We start from the raw sequence: 16,210 nt of genomic DNA on the forward strand, positions 1-16,210 counted from the left end.
CGGCTCAGCCGGCCCAGACGTCCTCGACGTAGCGGTCCTCGGCGATCAGCCCGTCCAGCCACTCCTGGTCGTCGCCCGTGCCATGGGCCCGGTGGATGGACTTGAACGCGTCCCGCACGGCCGGGGCCATGCCCTTGCCGTCGCCGCAGATGTAGACCCGGCCGCCCGCCTGCATGGCCGCCCAGACCTCGTCGCCGTCGGCGGCGATCCGGTCCTGCACGTACTTGACACCGTCGACCTCGGCCCGGGAGAACGCCGGCCGCATGGAGATGACGCCGGCCTTCTCGGCCGCCTCCAGCTCGGCCCGGTGCAGGTAGTCGACGTCGGGGTGGCGCACGCCGAAGAAGCACAGCCCGGCGCCGAGTTCCTGGCCGGCGGCGGCCTGCGCGGCCCGGTCGCCGATGAACCCGCGGAACGGGGCCAGGCCGGTGCCGGCGCTGACGTAGATCACCGGCACGGTGGTGTCGGCCGGGGCCTGGAAGGCCGCGCGGGCCGGGTCGACCCGCGCCCGCAGCTCGTCCCCGGCGGCCAGCCGGGACAGGTAGTACGAGGAAACCCCGTGGAACTCCCCGTCCCCGGTCCGCGACGGGCCGGAGACCACGCCGACGATCAGCTCCACCTCGCCCGGCTTGGCCAGCGCGGAGGACGAGATCGAGTAGTGCCGGGCCTGGATCGGCGAGAGCATCTCCAGGAACATCTCCGGCGCCAGCTGGCAGGCCGGGTTCTGCTCCAGCAGCTCCAGCAGGCTCAGGTCGGTCTCGGTCAGGCCCTCCAGCGCCGCCTTCTCCGGCGGGCACGGGTTGCACTCGGCCAGCACCTTGATCTGGGCCGGGGTGGCCGGGTTCTGCAACTCCACGAAGTGGGTGAGCAGCTGGCGGATCGTGACCGGCCGGTCGACGGGGATGGCCCGCCGGGTCTTCTGCCGCGGGTTGACGGCCACGACCAGGTCCAGGTCCAGGCCGAACCGGGCGGCGACGCGGGCCACCAGGTCCTCGGGGTTGTCCGGCACCACGGTGAGGTGGTCGCCGGTCCGATAGGTCACGCCCTCGGGCAGCTGGATCCGCAGGTGCCGCTTGGACCGGCCCATCGGGCTCTCGACGTCCACCAGCTCCTCGTTGGCCAGCACCGTCATCGGGCCGACCTCGTAGCGGGCGTCCAGCGCGGCGGTCACCGGGCCGGTGATCACGCGCACGTCGTAGAGACGGTCGTCGCCGGCGGTCTCGGCGGCCGGCGCGGCGTCCGGGTCCCCGTACTTGGTCAGGAGCTCGCCCCACAGCCGGTCGCTCCACGCCTCGATGTCGCCGGTCAGGTCGCCGGAGGCGTCGGCCTCGCAGCGCTCCACCAGCCGGGTCGCGCCCAGCTCGGCGAAGCGGGCGTCCAGGCGGGTCGGGATGTGCTGGTAGGTGGCGGCCCAGTTGCGGTCGCCGACGCCGAGCACGGCGTACGAGACGGCCGACAGGTCGTCCGAGGTGTCGTTGAGCCAGGCCACGAACTGCGCGGCGTCGTCGGTCGGCTTGCCGTTGTAGGAGGCGGCGACCACCACGACCGGGCCGTCGGTGGGCAGCTTGCCGGTGAACTCGTCCAGCGGCGCGGCGACGGCGGTGAAGCCGCGGTCCTCGCCCTCGTCGGCCAGCTGGCGGGCCATCGCCCGGCAGGTGCCGAGGTTGGAGCCGTGCAGCACGGTCAGTGTGGTGCCCTGCTTGGCCCGGCCGGCGGCGTGGCCGGTCTGCTTGACCGCGGCGCCCCGCGCCGGCTGGATCCGCTCGGTGCGGCGGGCCAGTTCGAGCCGGAAGCCGGTCGGCTTGAGGGTCAGCGTCTCCTTGATCTTCAACTGGTAGTCGAAGCTGTCCAGCAGGCGGTACCGGTGGATGATCATGCCCAGCAGCAGCGTGGCCTCGTGCAGCGCGAACTGCCGGCCGATGCAGGCCCGCTCGCCCGTGCCGAACGGCTTGAACGCGTGCACCGGGCGGGCCTTCTCCCGCTCCGGGTCGAAGCGGCCCGGGTCGAACGCCTCCACATTGTCGCCCCACACCTTGTCGCGGTGCAGCATCGGGGCCAGCACGACGACCCACTGGCCCTTCTTGATCGGGTGCCCGCCGATGGTGGTGTCGACGATCGCCTCACGGGAGAACGCGGCCGCCGTCGGCCACATCCGCAGCGCCTCGTTGAGCACCTGGCGGACGTAGCGCAGCTTGCCGACCTCCTCGTAGCTGGGCTGCGGGCTGTCCTGGTCGCCCCACAGCGCGTCCACCTCGGCCTGGGCCTTGGCCAGCACGGCCGGGTTCTTGACCAGGTAGTGCAGCGCGAAGGAGAGCGCGCCGGAGGTGGTCTCGTGGCCGGCGATCAGGAAGGTGATCACCTGGTTGCGGATGTTGGTGTCGTCCAGCACCGTGCCCTGCGTCGGGTGCGGCGCGTTGAGCATCAGGCCCAGCAGGTCGTCGGTCGAGGTGTCGCCGGACTGCTTGCGCTCCTTGATCACGTAGTCGACCACGCCGGCCAGGAACTCGGCGTCCTTGGCGAACTGCTCGTCGGCCCCCTTGTTCAGGATCGGGCCGATCCACGGCAGTTCGCGGGCCTTGGCCTGGGCATGGGCCAGGCCGCGGACCAGGGCCTGCACGAACGGGTGCGGGTCGGGGCGCCGGAAGGACTCGAAGTCGAAGGCGAAGCCGGTCAGGCCGATGGTGTCCAGGGTCAGCCGGGTCATGTCGTCCACGACCTCGACCGGCTTGCCGCCGGCCAGGTGCTCGTCCCAGGAGGCGATCAGCCGGTTGGCCACCTCCAGCATCGCCGGGTGGTAGCCGCGCATCGACTGCAACGAGAACGCCGGCAGCAGGATGTCGTGGGCCTTCTGCCAGTTCGGCTCGTCGTTGAACGCGGTGAACAGGCCGTCGCCGGCGATGGCGCGGATGCGGGCCAGCGAGGGCGCGACGTGCTTGGCGAAGCGGTCCTCGTCGGCCACCTCGGCGACCATGTCGGCGCCGGCCACGAACACGACGTCGTTGCCGAAGAAGCTGCGGGTGAAGATCGGCCCCAGTTCCCGGCACTGCCGCATGGCGTCCTGGATCGGGGTGTTGGGCGAGGTCCCGATCACATCGCCGACCACTGGGATCCGGTTGGCCGGGTGCGGGAGGCCCGTGGTGTCCATCGAGGTAGTCATGGTGGTGGTTCCCCAGGTCGGTGAAGTCTTGATCGCTCCATATCAGCGTGGCAGCGACGGCGGGTGCGCGCTACGAGAAGGACTACAAGAACCTGTAGTTTTGCCCGGTGAGTGAAGCGGGCCACGGTCTGGGCGAGCTGCGGGCGGAGCAGCGGCGGGCCGGCATGTGGCGCAACCGCTTCCTGGCGCTGCTGGACCGCACCCCGGTGCCGACCGCGATCTGCCAGCTGGACGGCACGATCATCGTGGCCAATCCGGCGCTGGCCGAGGTCCTGGACGCCCGGCCGTCCCAGCTGCGCGAGCGGCACGTGCTGGAGTACTTCCAGCCCAAGGTCCGCCGGGACTTCGAGCGGCTGGTCGCCGGGCTGGAGCACGGCGGGCGGGCCCGGCTGGTGATCGCCGTGCAGTTCCGGGGCGGGGCCGGCGAGCTCACCGTGCAGGCCGTGTCCGACGACGGCGGCTCCGGGTTGCTGATCACGTTGCGGATCACGCCGGTGCCGGCCGACGTGCAGCTGTCCGACCGGGAGTCGGAGATCCTGCGCCTGATCGCCGGCGGCGCCACCTCCTCGGCCGTCGCGGCCGAACTGGGCATCACCGGCGACGGCGTGAACTACCACCTCACCCGGCTCTCGGACCGCTTCGGCGTGCCCAACCGGACCGCTCTGGTGGCCCGCGCCTACTCGCTCGGCCTGCTCGATCCGGCCTCGTGGCCGCCGCGCTGACCTCGATGTCACCGGAACGCCGGTACCGGCGGACAACCCAGCCCACTACGCTTTTCGGACTAGCCGGTCAGGAGCGTGCCGACGCGCATCGTGCGCGACCCTGGCCGGCTTTCCCATGCCCCCTGAACAGCCACTCCCTGCCCGCGCCGCCGCCGGTTCGCCGCCACGTGAGTGGCTCATGTGCCTTCCAGCGCCACCTGAGCCACTCACGTAACCCCGGCCCGCCGCAGCACCGTCACCCGTTCCGGTGACACCCCACCCGCCGTTTTCCCCACATGCGCTTCCCATTTGCGCCCAGATGCCACATGGGAAGCGCATGTGGGGAACCCGCTGCGGTTTCCGCCACATGCGCTTCCCATGTGGGTCCAGGCGCCAAGTAGGAAGCGCATGTGGCAAAAACCCGTGCGGGGGTCGCGACACGTGCATGGAAGTGCCAGGCTGCCGATCAAGGCGACGAAGCCGGAAGGGGTAGCCGTATGCCGTACGAGGTCGACGGGGTGGTGGCGTCCGGGAAGGGCGCGCCGGTCAGCGTCCAGCGGATCACCGTGCCGGATCCGGGGCCGGGCGAGGTCGTGGTGAAGGTGCAGGCGTGCGGGGTCTGCCACACCGACCTGCACTACCGCGAGGGCGGCATCAACGACGACTTCCCGTTCCTGCTGGGCCATGAGGCCTCGGGCGTGGTCGAGGTGGTCGGCGAGGGCGTGACCAGCGTCGAGCCGGGCGACTTCGTGATCCTGAACTGGCGCGCGGTGTGCGGCGACTGCCGGGCCTGCCGCCGGGGCCGGCCCTGGTACTGCTTCAACACCTTCAACGCGAGCCAGCCGATGACGCTGGCCGACGGCACGCCGCTGAGCAACGCGCTGGGCATCGGGGCGTTCGTGGAGAAGACGCTGGTGCACGCCGGCCAGTGCACGAAGGTCGACCCACGGGTCAGCCCGGACGTGGCCGGCCTGCTGGGCTGCGGCGTGATGGCCGGCCTGGGCGCGGCGATCAACACCGGCGGCGTGGGCCGCGGTGACACGGTGGCGGTGATCGGCTGCGGCGGCGTGGGCAACGCGGCGGTGGCCGGGGCCCGGCTGGCCGGGGCGTCGAAGATCATCGCGGTGGACGTGGACCAGCGGAAACTAGACTGGGCCAAGGACTTCGGGGCCACCGACACGGTCAACGCCCGCGAGGGCGACGTGGTCGCGGCCATCCAGGGCCTGACCGGCGGCTTCGGCGCGGACGTGGTGATCGACGCGGTCGGCCGGCCGGAGACCTGGAAGCAGGCCTTCTACGGCCGCGACCTGGCCGGCACCGTGGTGCTGGTCGGCGTGCCCACCCCGGACATGGCGCTGGACATGCCGCTGGTCGACTTCTTCTCCCGCGGCGGCGCGCTGAAGTCCTCCTGGTACGGCGACTGCCTGCCCTCCCGTGACTTCCCCACACTGGTCGACCTCCACTTGCAGGGCCGGCTGCCGTTGGAGAAGTTCGTCACAGAGCGGATCGGCCTCGGCGACGTAGAGCGGTCGTTCGAGCGCATGGGGCGAGGCGAGGTGCTGCGCAGCGTGGTCGTGTTCGACTAATACTGGAAACGTGCGAGCACCGTTCGGCGACGAGGAGTTTCCCGCAGCGCCCTACCCGGGCGCCCGGCCGGACGTGTCCTTCGCGCACCTGGACGGGGTCGGCGCGCCGCTGAGACCGGACCGGCACAGCCCGGCCGGCTGGCGCGTCGACCACACCGGGCAGGACCTGGACGAGTGGCTGGCCGAGCACGACGCGGCGCCGATGAGCAAGCGGGTGCCGGTGCTGGCCTACGGCTCCAACGCCTGCCCGTCCAAGATCACCTGGCTGCGGGAGTCGCTCGGCCTGGCCGGCCCGGTCGTGGTGTTGCGGGCCCGCTGCGAGGGCCTGGCCGCGGTCTGGGCGGCCGGCCTGCGCATGGTGGACGACCAGCGGCCGGCCACGCTGATGGCGGCCAAGGACGTGGTCGAGCGGCACGCGGTCTGGATGGCCGACCGCGAGCAGGTGCGGGTGCTGGACGCCTGCGAGGGGCGCGGCCGGCGCTACCGGCTGGCCAAGGTGCGCAGCGGCAAGGTGGTGCTGGACGACGGCGCGGTGGTGGACCGGGTGCTGGCCTACGTGGCCGAGGACCGGGTGCGCCAGCCCATCCTGGTCCGCGGCAAGCCGGTGCGCTGCGCCGACATGGACCAGGCGGCCGCCCAGGGGCTGGTCGGCAAGCGGGCCGGCAGCGACGGCCTCAAGGCGTCCACTGTGGACGGTGAGCCGAATCCCGATTCGTGGCCCAAGCGGGTTTTCGTCTACGGCACGCTGCAACCCGGCCACGAGGCCTGGCATCTGCTGGAGCCGATGGTGACCGGCCGGCCGCGGCGCACGGCGATCCGGGGCACGCTCTACGACACCGGAATGGGCTATCCGGCCCTGCGACTGGACGGCGAGGGCACGATTCCCGGCTGGGTGCTGCCGATCCGCTCCCCCGGCCGCACTCTGTCCACTTTGGACAAGTATGAGGGGCCGGACTACCGGCGGATTCGCATCGTGCTGGCCGACGGCCAGGTGTGCTGGACCTACGTGTGGACCGAGCCGACCAAGGGCATGCCGGTGCTGCCGGCCGGGTGGCGGGCCTCGGCCTGACCATTTGCAAGATCAACCAAGGCAACCGGGGTTGTTCGGCGGGCGTCTGGGTGGTGGAGGTGGTCCAACCATGTTCATCAACCGCGCTCTGGTCGCCACAGGGGTCCTCGCCGCGGCGGCGACGGCGCTCGCGCCGATCGCGTCCGCGCAGCCGGCCACCGGCGGCCGCTGCGACAACACCACGTTAGCCGCCACACTGGCCAATCCCGATGCCGGCGCGGGCCAGCGCTACATCCAGTTCGTCGTCACCAACATCAGCCACACCACGTGCACGCTCTACGGCCACGGCGGATTCGCCCTGGTCGGCGCGCCGACCCAACTCTCGTGGACGGCCAACCCCGGCTCGAGCCTGGTCACCCTGGCCCCCAACCAGCGGGCCGCCATGACCCTGCACTGGACGGCCATCCCGGCCGACGACGAGCCCGGCGCGCAGTGCGAGCCGATCGCCGCCACCGCGATCTCCATCCCGCCGGACGAGACCCAGCCGCTGACCGTGGCCTGGACCGACGGGCCCGTCTGCCAGCACGGCCGGATGGACGCCAGCGCTTACTACAAGCTGTGAGATGTGCTGAAGTGGACCGGTGATCCCACCGATCGAATGGACCCTGTCCGGTCACGGGGGCGAGCTGGCCGCCCGCACCTGGCCCAATCCGGACGCCCGCTGGCTCGCCGTCCTCGTGCACGGGCACGGCGAGCACCTGGGCCGCTACCAGCACGTGGCCGACGCGCTGGTCGCCATGGGGGCCATGGTGGTCGGCGCCGACCTGGTGGGGCACGGCCGCTCGGCCGGCGAGCGGGCCCTGGTCGGCGACTTCGAGGACGTGGTGTCCGATGTGGACACCGTGCTGGGCGCGGCCCTGGACGGGCATCCCGACCTGCCGGTGGTGCTCATCGGGCACGCGGTCGGCGGCGCGATCGCCGTCCGCTACGCCCAGCGCCACCTCGACAACCTGACCGCCATGGTGCTGTCGGCCCCCGTCCTCGGCACCTGGCCGCCGCTGGATCTGTTGGAGTACGAGGACATTCCGGACACCCCGATCGACCCGGCGGCGCTGTCGCGGGACGTCTCGGTCGGCGCGGCCTACGCGGCCGACCCGCTGGTCTGGCACGGCCCGTTCAAGCGGCCGACGCTGGTGGCGCTGGACGAGCTGTTGCAGACCATCAGTTTCGACCACCCGCTCGGCGACGAGCTGCCGGTGCTGTGGCTGCACGGCGACGCCGACGAACTGGTGGACCAGGCCGACACCCGGGCCGGCACCGACCGGGTGCGCGGGCTCGGCTTCGAGGAGCGCACCTACCTCGGCGCCCGGCACGAGCTGTTCAACGAGATCAACAAGGACGAGGTGCTGGCCGACGTGGCCGCCTTCACGGCCAGGGTGGTCAAGGGCTAGCGTCGCTCGGATTCGACGACACCGCGACCGCGCCGGCAAGCTCGGCGCGGTCGGGTTCGGCCGGGGCCGACGGCGTCGCCGCCCTGGTCGGGGGCAGCGCCACGTTGCGCACGCCCGAGGCCAGCTCGTGCAGGCCGAGGTGCCGGTTGTGCAGCCGGGCGAACAGCAGGAAACCGAGCGGGATCGCCACGCTGATCAGCACCGCGAACGCCGCGAACGCCACCTCGCCCGGCCGGTCCTCGACGATGCCGACCAGCGTCTCCAGCCGCAGGTCCTGCATGGCCGCCACGAGCCGTTCGGCCGACACCGCCACCACGATCACCGCCAGCATGGCCACGAAGGTCACCGGCACGAAGGCGATCGCCAGCAGCGCTTCGCGTAGCAACAGCCGCCACGGCGCCGGCCGCCTGTCGTCCTTGTCCACCAACCGAAGCCGCAGGATGTGCTTGCCGACCGTCGCCCCGGTGGCCCACGGCGCGAGCACGAACCAGACCAGAAAAACCAGCAGCCCCACCAGAAACGCGCTGCTCAGCGTGGTGCCGCCGAGCAGGTGCCAGAGGCCGGCCGCGAACGGCAGGCAGAACGAGAAGCCCATCGCGTCCAGCAGCAACGCCAGCAGCCGGCGGCCGAACGGCACCGGCACCCGGGCCAGCGCTCGCACGTCGATGCTGTCCAGAGTGGGCAGCCAGCGGGTGATCGGCCCGGCCACCGCCCAGCCGGCGGCGCAGCCCAGGGAGTTGACGATGATGTCGTCCACGTCGAACAGCCGGTACGGGCACGGGTAGATGCCCCACAGGCCGGTCAGCTGCGTGAACTCGAAGAAGCAGGCCACGCCCAGCCCGATAGCCGCCGTCGTCCAGAAGCCGCGGCGGAAGTGGTAGCGCAGGTACATGCCCAGCGGCAGCAGCAGAAGCAGGTTGAAGCCAGTCTCCAGGACCGCGGAGTTGTGCAGCACCAACGCGTTCAGGCTGACGCTGCCCTTGGCTTCCTGCCAGATGTCCGAGAACGTGTTGCCCGGCGCCAGCTGCGGGTGGCCGAAGGCGGCGTACCGCACGCAGACGTCGACCTGCCGGCTCGGCAGCGGCACGATCACCAGGCAGAACGCCGCCAGGCAGTAGTACAGGAAGGTCGCGAACGACAGGCCCCGCCAGCCGGTCAGCACCCCGTGCCGCCGATACAGCACGATCGCCGTCGGCACGAACAGCAGCATCGCCAGCAGCGGAAACAGCAGTGCCGCGGTGCGGATCGGCAGCAGGTACGCGTTCACCACCAGTCACACTATACACAGGGTGAATACTGGCCGCGGAAGCCGTGCGGTCCTCAAATTGACCCGTCCGAGTGACGGTAGCGCCCGGAGCCCGATCAACACCGCCCGAGGGACCGTCGGTACCCGAACAACTGCCCGCGAAACCACCGGCCCGCACGACCCGCCGGGCACACAGCGACACCGTTTCCTTGATCGCGCGACGACCCGCGCCACACATGTGGGTGACCCTCGTGTTTCCGCCGTCCCGTCGCGGAAATCCCTTGCCCCGAGCGGACAATCGGAGAAAGGGGATCCCCTCATGACCAGCATCGCCAACCCCCGCGACCTCATCGGCGCCGAGGTGCTCGACCGCGACGGCGAGCGGGTGGGCAAGGTCGGCAACGTCTACGTCGGCGACGACAACCGGCAGCCGCAGTGGGTGACCGTGCGGACCGGACTGTTCGGCCAGAAGGAGAGCTTCGTGCCCTTGCAGGGCGCACGGCTGGGCTCCGACGGCGTGCGCGTGACCGCCACCAAGGAAGCCGTCAAGGACGCGCCGCGGATGGACGCCGGCGGGCACCTGTCCGACGACGAAGGCCGGCGGCTCTACGAGCACTACGGCATGACCACCGCCATGCCCGGCCAGCGCGGCCGCACCCAGCCCGGCTCGGTCGGCCGTGGCGCGCCCGACCGCGACCGGGACAGCGCCGACCACACCATGGTCCGCTCCGAGGAGCAGCTGCGCGTGGGCACCGAGCAGACCGAGTCCGGCCGGGTGCGGCTGCACAAGTACGTCGTCACCGAGGAGCAGCAGGTCACCGTGCCCGTGCGGCACGAGGAGGTCCGGGTCGAACGCGAGCCCGTCACCGGCGGCGAGCAGGCCCGGATCGGCGAGGACGACCAGGAGGTCGTGCTGCACGCCGAGCGCCCGGTCGTGGAGACCGAGGCCGTGCCGGTGGAGAAGGTGCGGCTGCGCACCGAGACCGTCACCGAGCAGCGCACCGTCAGCGGCAAGGTGCGCAAGGAGCGCATCGACGTCGACGACTCCGCCGAGCACAGGAAGTAACCAGGTCCGGCGCCGGTCCGCCCCTCAGCCGGGCCGGCGCCACCCCACGTGAGTGGCTCATTTGCGCTTCACGGCCATCCAAGCCACTCACGTGCCGCGACTGCACCGCCGGCCGCCGCCACCCTCCGCACACCCCACCCGCCCTGCGACACGCCGCCTGCCCTGGGGGACAATCGGCGGCGATGGTGGAGCAGGACCTCAGGCTGCTGATCTCCGTGGTGGTCAGCGCCGAAGACGAGCGACAGGCCCATGACGCCTGCCGCGACCTCGTGGACCGGATCGGCGGCCGGGTCGTTGAGGCCGCGGACTGCTCGGACGAGGAACCCGGCTGCTGGTCGGTGACGATCGGCAAGGACCTGCCGGCGGTGCAGGTGCACAACGACGCGGCGGCGCTGGCCCGGTCGGTGCGGACCTTCGTGCGGGAGCTGGCCCCGGACTCGCCGCTGCCGCGGGTCTGCTGCGAGCCGCCGACGGCCTGGACGGTGCTGGACGACCCGGAGCTGATCGGGAAGCTGGTGGCGGGCGCGGAGCGGCTGCTGGTGGAGGCCTGGTCCGAGCAGGCGCCGTTCCAGCCGATGAGCTACCAGGAGCCGACGGCCCCGGCGCCGGCCCCGGCCGAGCACACGACCCGGCTACGCCTGCGGGTGGACGTGGCGGTGCAGCATCCGGCCGGCGCGCAGTGGCAGGCCCGGGCGCTGGCCAGCCGCGTCACCGAGGCGGCGGCCATCACCGAGGTCACGCAGGGTGGCGACGGCGTCTCGGTGCATCTCGATCTGGGGAGATGGCCGCAGCCGCCGCAACAGGCGGTGACCGACGCGGCCGAGGCGCTGGGCCGGCCCGAGTGGTCGCCGATGGAGCTGGCCGCCGACGGCACGGTCACCCAGCGTTGGCTGGACCTGCTCCGGCCGACCTCCGGCATCACGTCGTTGGAGCTGGTCGCGGACCGGGTGGAGACCGAGGTGGCCTGGCCGACCGAGGACGAGCCGCCGGTGTGGCGTGAGCCGGGAAGTTGATCGTCTACAGTGGAGCGACACAGCAGGTCCGACCGTGCACACTAATGCGCCCCAACTTCGCTCGATCAGCCCATCCTGGTTGTGTGATGGTCGTGTGACAGTACTAAGTTCGGGAGCGTGGGACTGCACGGTCGGGCAGTCACGTTACTGGGAGGGACCGGATCAGCGATGGCTAGCGTCGAGCAGGTGAGGGGCCAGATCGGTCTGGCCAAGGAGCAGGCCGAACGCGGTGCCCAGGCGTTGCAGGAAGCGGAGACCCAGATCGGACAGGCCCAGCAGGCCTTCCAGGAGGCCGCGCAGGGCAGCAACCAGTCCGAGGCCAGCGACGTGAACAACATGTTCACCCACGCGCTGCAGAAGATCGGCGAGGCCCGCGACGCGGTGATGGCCGCGATGAGCAACGCGGAGTCCTACGCCGGCCGGTTGTGACCGGTGGCCTCAGTCGAACAGGTGCAGGCCCGCATCGCGCTGGTCGGCGAGCATCTCCGGACGGCGCACCAGCAGCTGACCGAGGCCTGCGAACGGCTGGCCGAGGCCCACGCGATCCTCACCGAGGCCAGCCGGATGCACCCCCGTTCACTTGTGCCCCCGGAACTGACCAAGGCGTGCGACCATGCAGGTGAGCAGCTGACGCTGCTGCTGGGCGTCATGGAAGCCGTGGAACGGTTCTCCAGCCGCCTGTGAACTGACCGTAGAGGTGGGCGTTGAACAGGCGAAACGATCGCCGGCAACGGATACAGGACGCGTTCGCCGCCTTCCACGACGCGGTCGCCGCGGCCCGCGGCGCCGCCAAGCGGGCGCACGACGTGGCCGCCGTGCAGCAGGCGCGCGAGACGTTCGAGCAGGATCTGCGGGCCAAGGGCATCGACCAGGCGCTGCGTGATCCGGACTACGCCGAGTCGCTCACCGACCCGCGCCTGGCCGCGATCGTGGCCCAGGCCAAGGAGGACTGGGAGCAGGCCTTCGCCAAGTGGACCAACAACGGTCCGCGGGCGCTGGCCGACCTGGTCGCCGAGGCCGCCCCGGGCAGCGCGTCCGAGGACTACGAGAACTGGCTGGGCCAGATCGGCACGGTCGACGGCCGCGGCCCGGTGCCCGGCCTGTGGCGCATCGGCGCCGCGGTGGCCACCACCTCGCCGGTGCCGGTGTCGTTCCCGGTGGCGGTGCCGCTGCTGGACCGGTCACACCTGGCCATCTTCACCTCGTCGACCAGCCGGCCACAGGCCGAGAACCTGGTCGAGTCGTTGCTGCTGCGGGTGCTCAGCCACTTCCAGCCCGGCCTGGTGCACGTGCACGTCTGGGACGTCGGCCAGCTCACCGGCTCGCTGCCCGGGCTGTATCCGTTGACCCGGGCCGGTTTGCTCACCGTGCACGACCCGGCGCGGCCGGGCGAGATGCTGGACGAGCTGGCCGAGCACATCCGCAAGGTGCACACCACGGTGCTGGTCGGCGGGCACGACTCGTTGCGCTCCATGGAGTCCGACGCCGGGCTGCGCACCGAGCCGTGGCGGGTCGCGGTGCTGTTCGGCCGGCCGGACGCGCTCAAGGACGAGGAGCTGCACAAGCTCCAGCGGATCGCCCGCAACGGCCTGGCCGCCGGCGTGCAGCTGGTGCTGGTGGACATCCCGATCACCGTCAACAGTCCTATTGAGACGGTCAAGCTGTTCGACGACCGGCCGTGGCGCACCACGATGTCCGGCGAGCACGCCACCTTCCACGTGGATCCGGTGCTGCCCCGGGAGATGGTGCCGCGGGCCTGCGCGGCCATCGCCGCCGCGCTGGAGGAGCGCCGCAGCCGGGTGTGCACGTTCGAGGAGCTGCTGCCCGAGCGTTTCTGGTCCTACCAGTCCTCTTCCGGCGTGCAGACCCCGATCGGGCACCGCGACGGCGTGGCCGTGCCGATCACCATCGGGGACAGCTCGCCGCACGTGCTGATCGGCGGCCCGAGCGGCTCGGGCAAGACGAACTTCCTCTACGCCATGCTCGGCGGCCTGGTCGCCCGCTACTCGCCGGCCGAGCTGGAGCTGTACCTGCTGGACTTCAAGGAGGGCGTGTCCTTCGCCCAGTTCGCGCCGGGCCGCAAGGACCCGACGTGGCTGCCGAACGCGCGGCTGGTCGGCGTGAACGTCAACCAGGACCGGGAGTTCGGCGTGGCGCTGCTGCGCTTCCTTGCCGACGAGATGCGCCGCCGGGCCGACGCGGCCAAGGCGCACGAGGTCACCAAGCTGGAGGAGCTGCGGGCCGAGGACCCGGACGGCCGCTGGCCGCGGATCATCGCGGTGGTCGACGAGTTCCAGTACCTGTTCGCGGAGAAGGACGCCGTCACCCGGGAGGCGACCGCGCTGCTGGAGGATGTCGCCCGGCGCGGCCGGTCGCAGGGCATCCACCTGGTGCTGGCCAGCCAGGACGTGTCCGGTATCGAGGCGTTCTGGGGCAAGCCGGCGATCTTCGAGCAGTTCACCGTGCGGGTCGCGCTGCCCAAGGCGCGCCGGGTGTTGGTGGACGGCAACAACGAGGCGATCACCCTGCCGCGCTGGCACGCGATCGTCAACCACGAGTCGGGGGTCAAGCAGGGCAACGAGATGGCCCGGGTGCCCGACGCCACCGGCCGCGGCACCGTCGACCGGGTGCAGTCCCGGCTGTTCGAGATGAAGCCGTCCGACCTCCCGGTGCCGCGGCTGTTCGACGGCAGCCGGGTGCCGGTGCTGGCCGACATGCCCGGTTTCCGGGCCCTGGAGCCGGTTTCCGGCCGCGCGCCGACCGTCCTGCTGGGACAGGTCATCGACGTCGAGGACCGGGCGGCCCGGGTGTCGCTGGCCCGCGCGCCGGGCCGCAACGTGGCCGTGTTCGGCTCCGTGCTGAACGAATCGACCAGCGTGCTGGCCGCCGCCGCGCTTTCCCTTGCCCGGCAACACCTTCCCGGCCAGGCCCGGTTCACCGTGGCCCCGATGATCGACGACGCGATGCCGGCGGCCGAGTCGCTGGCCGCCCGGCTGCGCGGCCTCGGGCACGAGGTGGCCGAGGTCGGCCTGGACGGCATCCGCCAGCAGCTGGGCCTGGTGGCCAAGGAGCTGGAGGGGCGGCTGTCCGGCGCGGTGATCGAGCAGCCGGTGCCGCACTATCTCGTGCTGTACGGCATGGACGCCGCGAACTCGGTGCTGGAGACCAAGGATCCGGAGACCCGGGTGTCCGGTGTGGACAGTTTCCGGCAGGTGCTCAGGAGCGGCCCCGAGCACCGGACCCACCTGATCGGCTGGTGGCGCAGCCCCGCGCGGCTGAAGAACCTGCTGATGATGGGCGCGTCCGCGGACGACATCGGCTCCTGGGTCGCCTTCGACGTGCAGGGCCAGGACCTCAACACCTACGCCCCGGGCCAGCTGATCACCTGGTCGCCCCGGCCCGGCCGCGGCCTGTTCTTCGATCGGTTCGAGCACGCCCGGCCGCAGGTGGTCATCCCGTTCGACACCGATGGGGAGCAGCCGTGAACGACGCGATCGGCGCGACCGAGCGCTACAAGGAGATCATCGGCTGGATCGACGACGCCGTGCAGGACATGCGCGAGCACAACGCCGAGCGGGGCGACGTGGTCACCGAGCGGCTGGACGACGCCATGGCCGCCACCAACGAGATGCTGGTGCGGGCCGACCAGAGCATGTCCCAGATCGACGAGCTGTGGCTCAAGGCGGTCGGCGAGCTGTTCCACGAGCGCTGGATGCAGGTGACGCCCATCCCCCGCCCGGACACCAGCGTGCCGCCGCGCCCGCTGGAGTTCTACGAGGCCGAGGTGGAGCGGACGCAGCTGGCGCTGATCGACGCCATCCGAAAAAAGGGCATTCTCGGCCGGTGAGTGACCGTCGCCACTCGCGGGAACAGCCGGCGAGGGCCAAGGTGTTGTCTGAGATGAGCGTCAATTACTGAACTGATCAGTCTCGAAAATGGAGGCTTCGCCATGTCCGTTCCGACCACCGTCCGCGAGATCCGGCTCGCCGCCCGGCCGAAGGGCTGGCCGACCGAGCAGACCTTCGAGGTCGCGGAGGCCCCGCTGGTGGTCGAGCCCGGTCGCCTCGTGGTGCGCAACCTGTTCATGAGCGTGGACCCGTACATGCGGGGCCGAATGAACGACGTCAAGTCCTACAGCGCCCCGTTCGAGGTCGGCAAGGTCATGGAGGGCGGCGCCGTCGGCGAGGTCGTCCAGTCCGACGTCGAGGGCTTCGCCGTCGGCGACATCGTGCTGCACTTCGCCGGCTGGCGCGACTACGCGGTCATCCACCCCAAGCAGGCCGTGAAGGTGGACCCGCAGGCCGCCCCGATCAGCACCTATCTCGGCGTGCTGGGCATGCCCGGCCTGACCGCGTACGCCGGCCTGCTGCGCTCCGGCGAGTTCAAGGAGGGCGACACCGTCTTCGTGTCCGGCGCGGCCGGCGCGGTCGGGCAGGTCGTCGGCCAGCTGGCCAAGCTCAAGGGGGCCAAGCGGGTCATCGGCAGCGCCGGCACCCCGGACAAGGTCAAGTACCTGACCGAGGAGCTGGGCTTCGACGCCGCCTTCAACTACAAGGACGGCCCGGTCACCGAGCTGCTGGCCCAGGCCGCCCCGGACGGCATCGACCTGTACTTCGACAACGTGGGCGGCGACCACCTGGAGGCGGCGCTGGCCAGCCTCACCGTGCACGGCCGGGTCGCGGTCTGCGGCATGATCTCCGGCTACAACGCCACCGAGGCCACCCCGGCCCCGCGCAACCTGGCCCAGGTCATCGCCAAGCGCCTGACCATCCGCGGCCTGCTGGTCGGCGACCACTACGACCTCCAGCCCCAGTTCGTGGCCGAGGTCGCCCCGCTGGTGGCCGGCGGCAAGCTCAAGTACACCGAGACCGTGGTGGACGGCCTGGAGAACGCCGGCCAGGCGTTCCTGGGCATGCTGCGCGGCGAGAACACCGGCAAGATGCTCGTCAAGATCGCCGACTGACCCCTCCCCCCGCCCTTT

Annotated in this window: 14 protein-coding genes; 12 read left to right on the forward strand and 2 right to left on the reverse strand. The window is 71.4% G+C overall.

The features are described from left to right. Window positions 1-4: 4 nt before the first annotated feature. Entirely contained in the window at window positions 5-3,157 is a 3,153-nt protein-coding gene (locus tag ACIG5F_RS22240) for a bifunctional cytochrome P450/NADPH--P450 reductase (RefSeq protein ID WP_396520266.1), read from the reverse strand. 107 nt (window positions 3,158-3,264) lie between these two features. Here ACIG5F_RS22240 and ACIG5F_RS22245 point away from each other — a divergent pair, with 107 nt between their 5' ends. The 5 genes from ACIG5F_RS22245 to ACIG5F_RS22265 all read left to right on the forward strand — a co-directional run bounded on the left by ACIG5F_RS22245 (window position 3,265) and on the right by ACIG5F_RS22265 (window position 7,904). After that, entirely contained in the window at window positions 3,265-3,879 is a 615-nt protein-coding gene (locus ACIG5F_RS22245; RefSeq protein WP_396520267.1) for a LuxR C-terminal-related transcriptional regulator, read from the forward strand. Window positions 3,880-4,355: 476 nt separating this feature from the next. Continuing rightward, the gene (locus tag ACIG5F_RS22250) at window positions 4,356-5,444 is read left to right on the forward strand and encodes an S-(hydroxymethyl)mycothiol dehydrogenase (protein ID WP_396520269.1); all 1,089 of its coding nucleotides are present in this window, start codon (window positions 4,356-4,358) and stop codon (window positions 5,442-5,444) included. A 10-nt stretch (window positions 5,445-5,454) separates the two neighbouring features. Next, window positions 5,455-6,513 carry a gamma-glutamylcyclotransferase gene (locus ACIG5F_RS22255; RefSeq protein WP_396520271.1) on the forward strand — a complete coding sequence of 353 codons (1,059 nt, stop codon included), beginning with the start codon at window positions 5,455-5,457 and terminating at the stop codon, window positions 6,511-6,513. Window positions 6,514-6,583: 70 nt separating this feature from the next. After that, the gene (locus tag ACIG5F_RS22260; RefSeq protein ID WP_396520273.1) at window positions 6,584-7,075 is read left to right on the forward strand and encodes a DUF4232 domain-containing protein; all 492 of its coding nucleotides are present in this window, start codon (window positions 6,584-6,586) and stop codon (window positions 7,073-7,075) included. Window positions 7,076-7,094: 19 nt separating this feature from the next. Next, on the forward strand, window positions 7,095-7,904 hold the full coding sequence (locus tag ACIG5F_RS22265; protein ID WP_396520275.1) for an alpha/beta fold hydrolase: 810 nt from the start codon (window positions 7,095-7,097) through the stop codon (window positions 7,902-7,904). Here the strand turns inward: ACIG5F_RS22265 and ACIG5F_RS22270 are convergent. Beyond that, entirely contained in the window at window positions 7,894-9,174 is a 1,281-nt protein-coding gene (locus ACIG5F_RS22270) for a VanZ family protein (protein ID WP_396520277.1), read from the reverse strand. The genes ACIG5F_RS22265 and ACIG5F_RS22270 overlap by 11 nt on opposite strands. A 295-nt stretch (window positions 9,175-9,469) precedes the next feature. On the opposite strand from ACIG5F_RS22270, the gene ACIG5F_RS22275 reads away from it, so the two are divergent. From ACIG5F_RS22275 to ACIG5F_RS22305, 7 genes are all read left to right on the forward strand, one after another. Further along, on the forward strand, window positions 9,470-10,216 hold the full coding sequence (locus ACIG5F_RS22275; RefSeq protein WP_396520279.1) for a DUF2382 domain-containing protein: 747 nt from the start codon (window positions 9,470-9,472) through the stop codon (window positions 10,214-10,216). 182 nt (window positions 10,217-10,398) lie between these two features. Beyond that, the gene (locus tag ACIG5F_RS22280; protein ID WP_396520281.1) at window positions 10,399-11,229 is read left to right on the forward strand and encodes a hypothetical protein; all 831 of its coding nucleotides are present in this window, start codon (window positions 10,399-10,401) and stop codon (window positions 11,227-11,229) included. 186 nt (window positions 11,230-11,415) lie between these two features. Next, complete coding sequence (locus ACIG5F_RS22285; protein WP_211763970.1) at window positions 11,416-11,658, forward strand: hypothetical protein; 243 nt, start codon at window positions 11,416-11,418, stop codon at window positions 11,656-11,658. Window positions 11,659-11,661: 3 nt separating this feature from the next. Then, the gene (locus ACIG5F_RS22290; RefSeq protein ID WP_396520283.1) at window positions 11,662-11,913 is read left to right on the forward strand and encodes a hypothetical protein; all 252 of its coding nucleotides are present in this window, start codon (window positions 11,662-11,664) and stop codon (window positions 11,911-11,913) included. Window positions 11,914-11,933: 20 nt separating this feature from the next. Then, on the forward strand, window positions 11,934-14,714 hold the full coding sequence (locus tag ACIG5F_RS22295) for an FtsK/SpoIIIE domain-containing protein (protein WP_396520285.1): 2,781 nt from the start codon (window positions 11,934-11,936) through the stop codon (window positions 14,712-14,714). After that, window positions 14,711-15,076: a hypothetical protein gene (locus ACIG5F_RS22300; RefSeq protein ID WP_396520287.1), complete on the forward strand. Its 366-nt coding sequence runs from the start codon at window positions 14,711-14,713 to the stop codon at window positions 15,074-15,076. The genes ACIG5F_RS22295 and ACIG5F_RS22300 overlap by 4 nt, the downstream gene beginning before the upstream one ends. Before the next feature lie 102 nt (window positions 15,077-15,178). After that, a complete protein-coding gene (locus tag ACIG5F_RS22305; RefSeq protein ID WP_396520289.1) occupies window positions 15,179-16,192 on the forward strand; it encodes an NADP-dependent oxidoreductase in 1,014 nt (337 codons plus the stop codon). Window positions 16,193-16,210 lie beyond the last annotated feature (18 nt).

This window comes from Kutzneria sp. NPDC052558 (assembly GCF_044547355.1).
Taxonomy (GTDB): Bacteria; Actinomycetota; Actinomycetes; order Mycobacteriales; family Pseudonocardiaceae; genus Kutzneria.

Excerpts from the sequence above, each read along its gene's own strand:
- ACIG5F_RS22240 (WP_396520266.1), bottom strand. The coding sequence starts at position 3,157 with ATGACTACCTCGATGGACACCACGGGCCTCCCGCACCCGGCCAACCGG.
- ACIG5F_RS22250 (WP_396520269.1), top strand. The coding sequence starts at position 4,356 with ATGCCGTACGAGGTCGACGGGGTGGTGGCGTCCGGGAAGGGCGCGCCG.
- ACIG5F_RS22275 (WP_396520279.1), top strand. The coding sequence starts at position 9,470 with ATGACCAGCATCGCCAACCCCCGCGACCTCATCGGCGCCGAGGTGCTC.
- ACIG5F_RS22305 (WP_396520289.1), top strand. The coding sequence starts at position 15,179 with ATGTCCGTTCCGACCACCGTCCGCGAGATCCGGCTCGCCGCCCGGCCG.
- ACIG5F_RS22280 (WP_396520281.1), top strand. The coding sequence starts at position 10,399 with ATGGTGGAGCAGGACCTCAGGCTGCTGATCTCCGTGGTGGTCAGCGCC.
- ACIG5F_RS22260 (WP_396520273.1), top strand. The coding sequence starts at position 6,584 with ATGTTCATCAACCGCGCTCTGGTCGCCACAGGGGTCCTCGCCGCGGCG.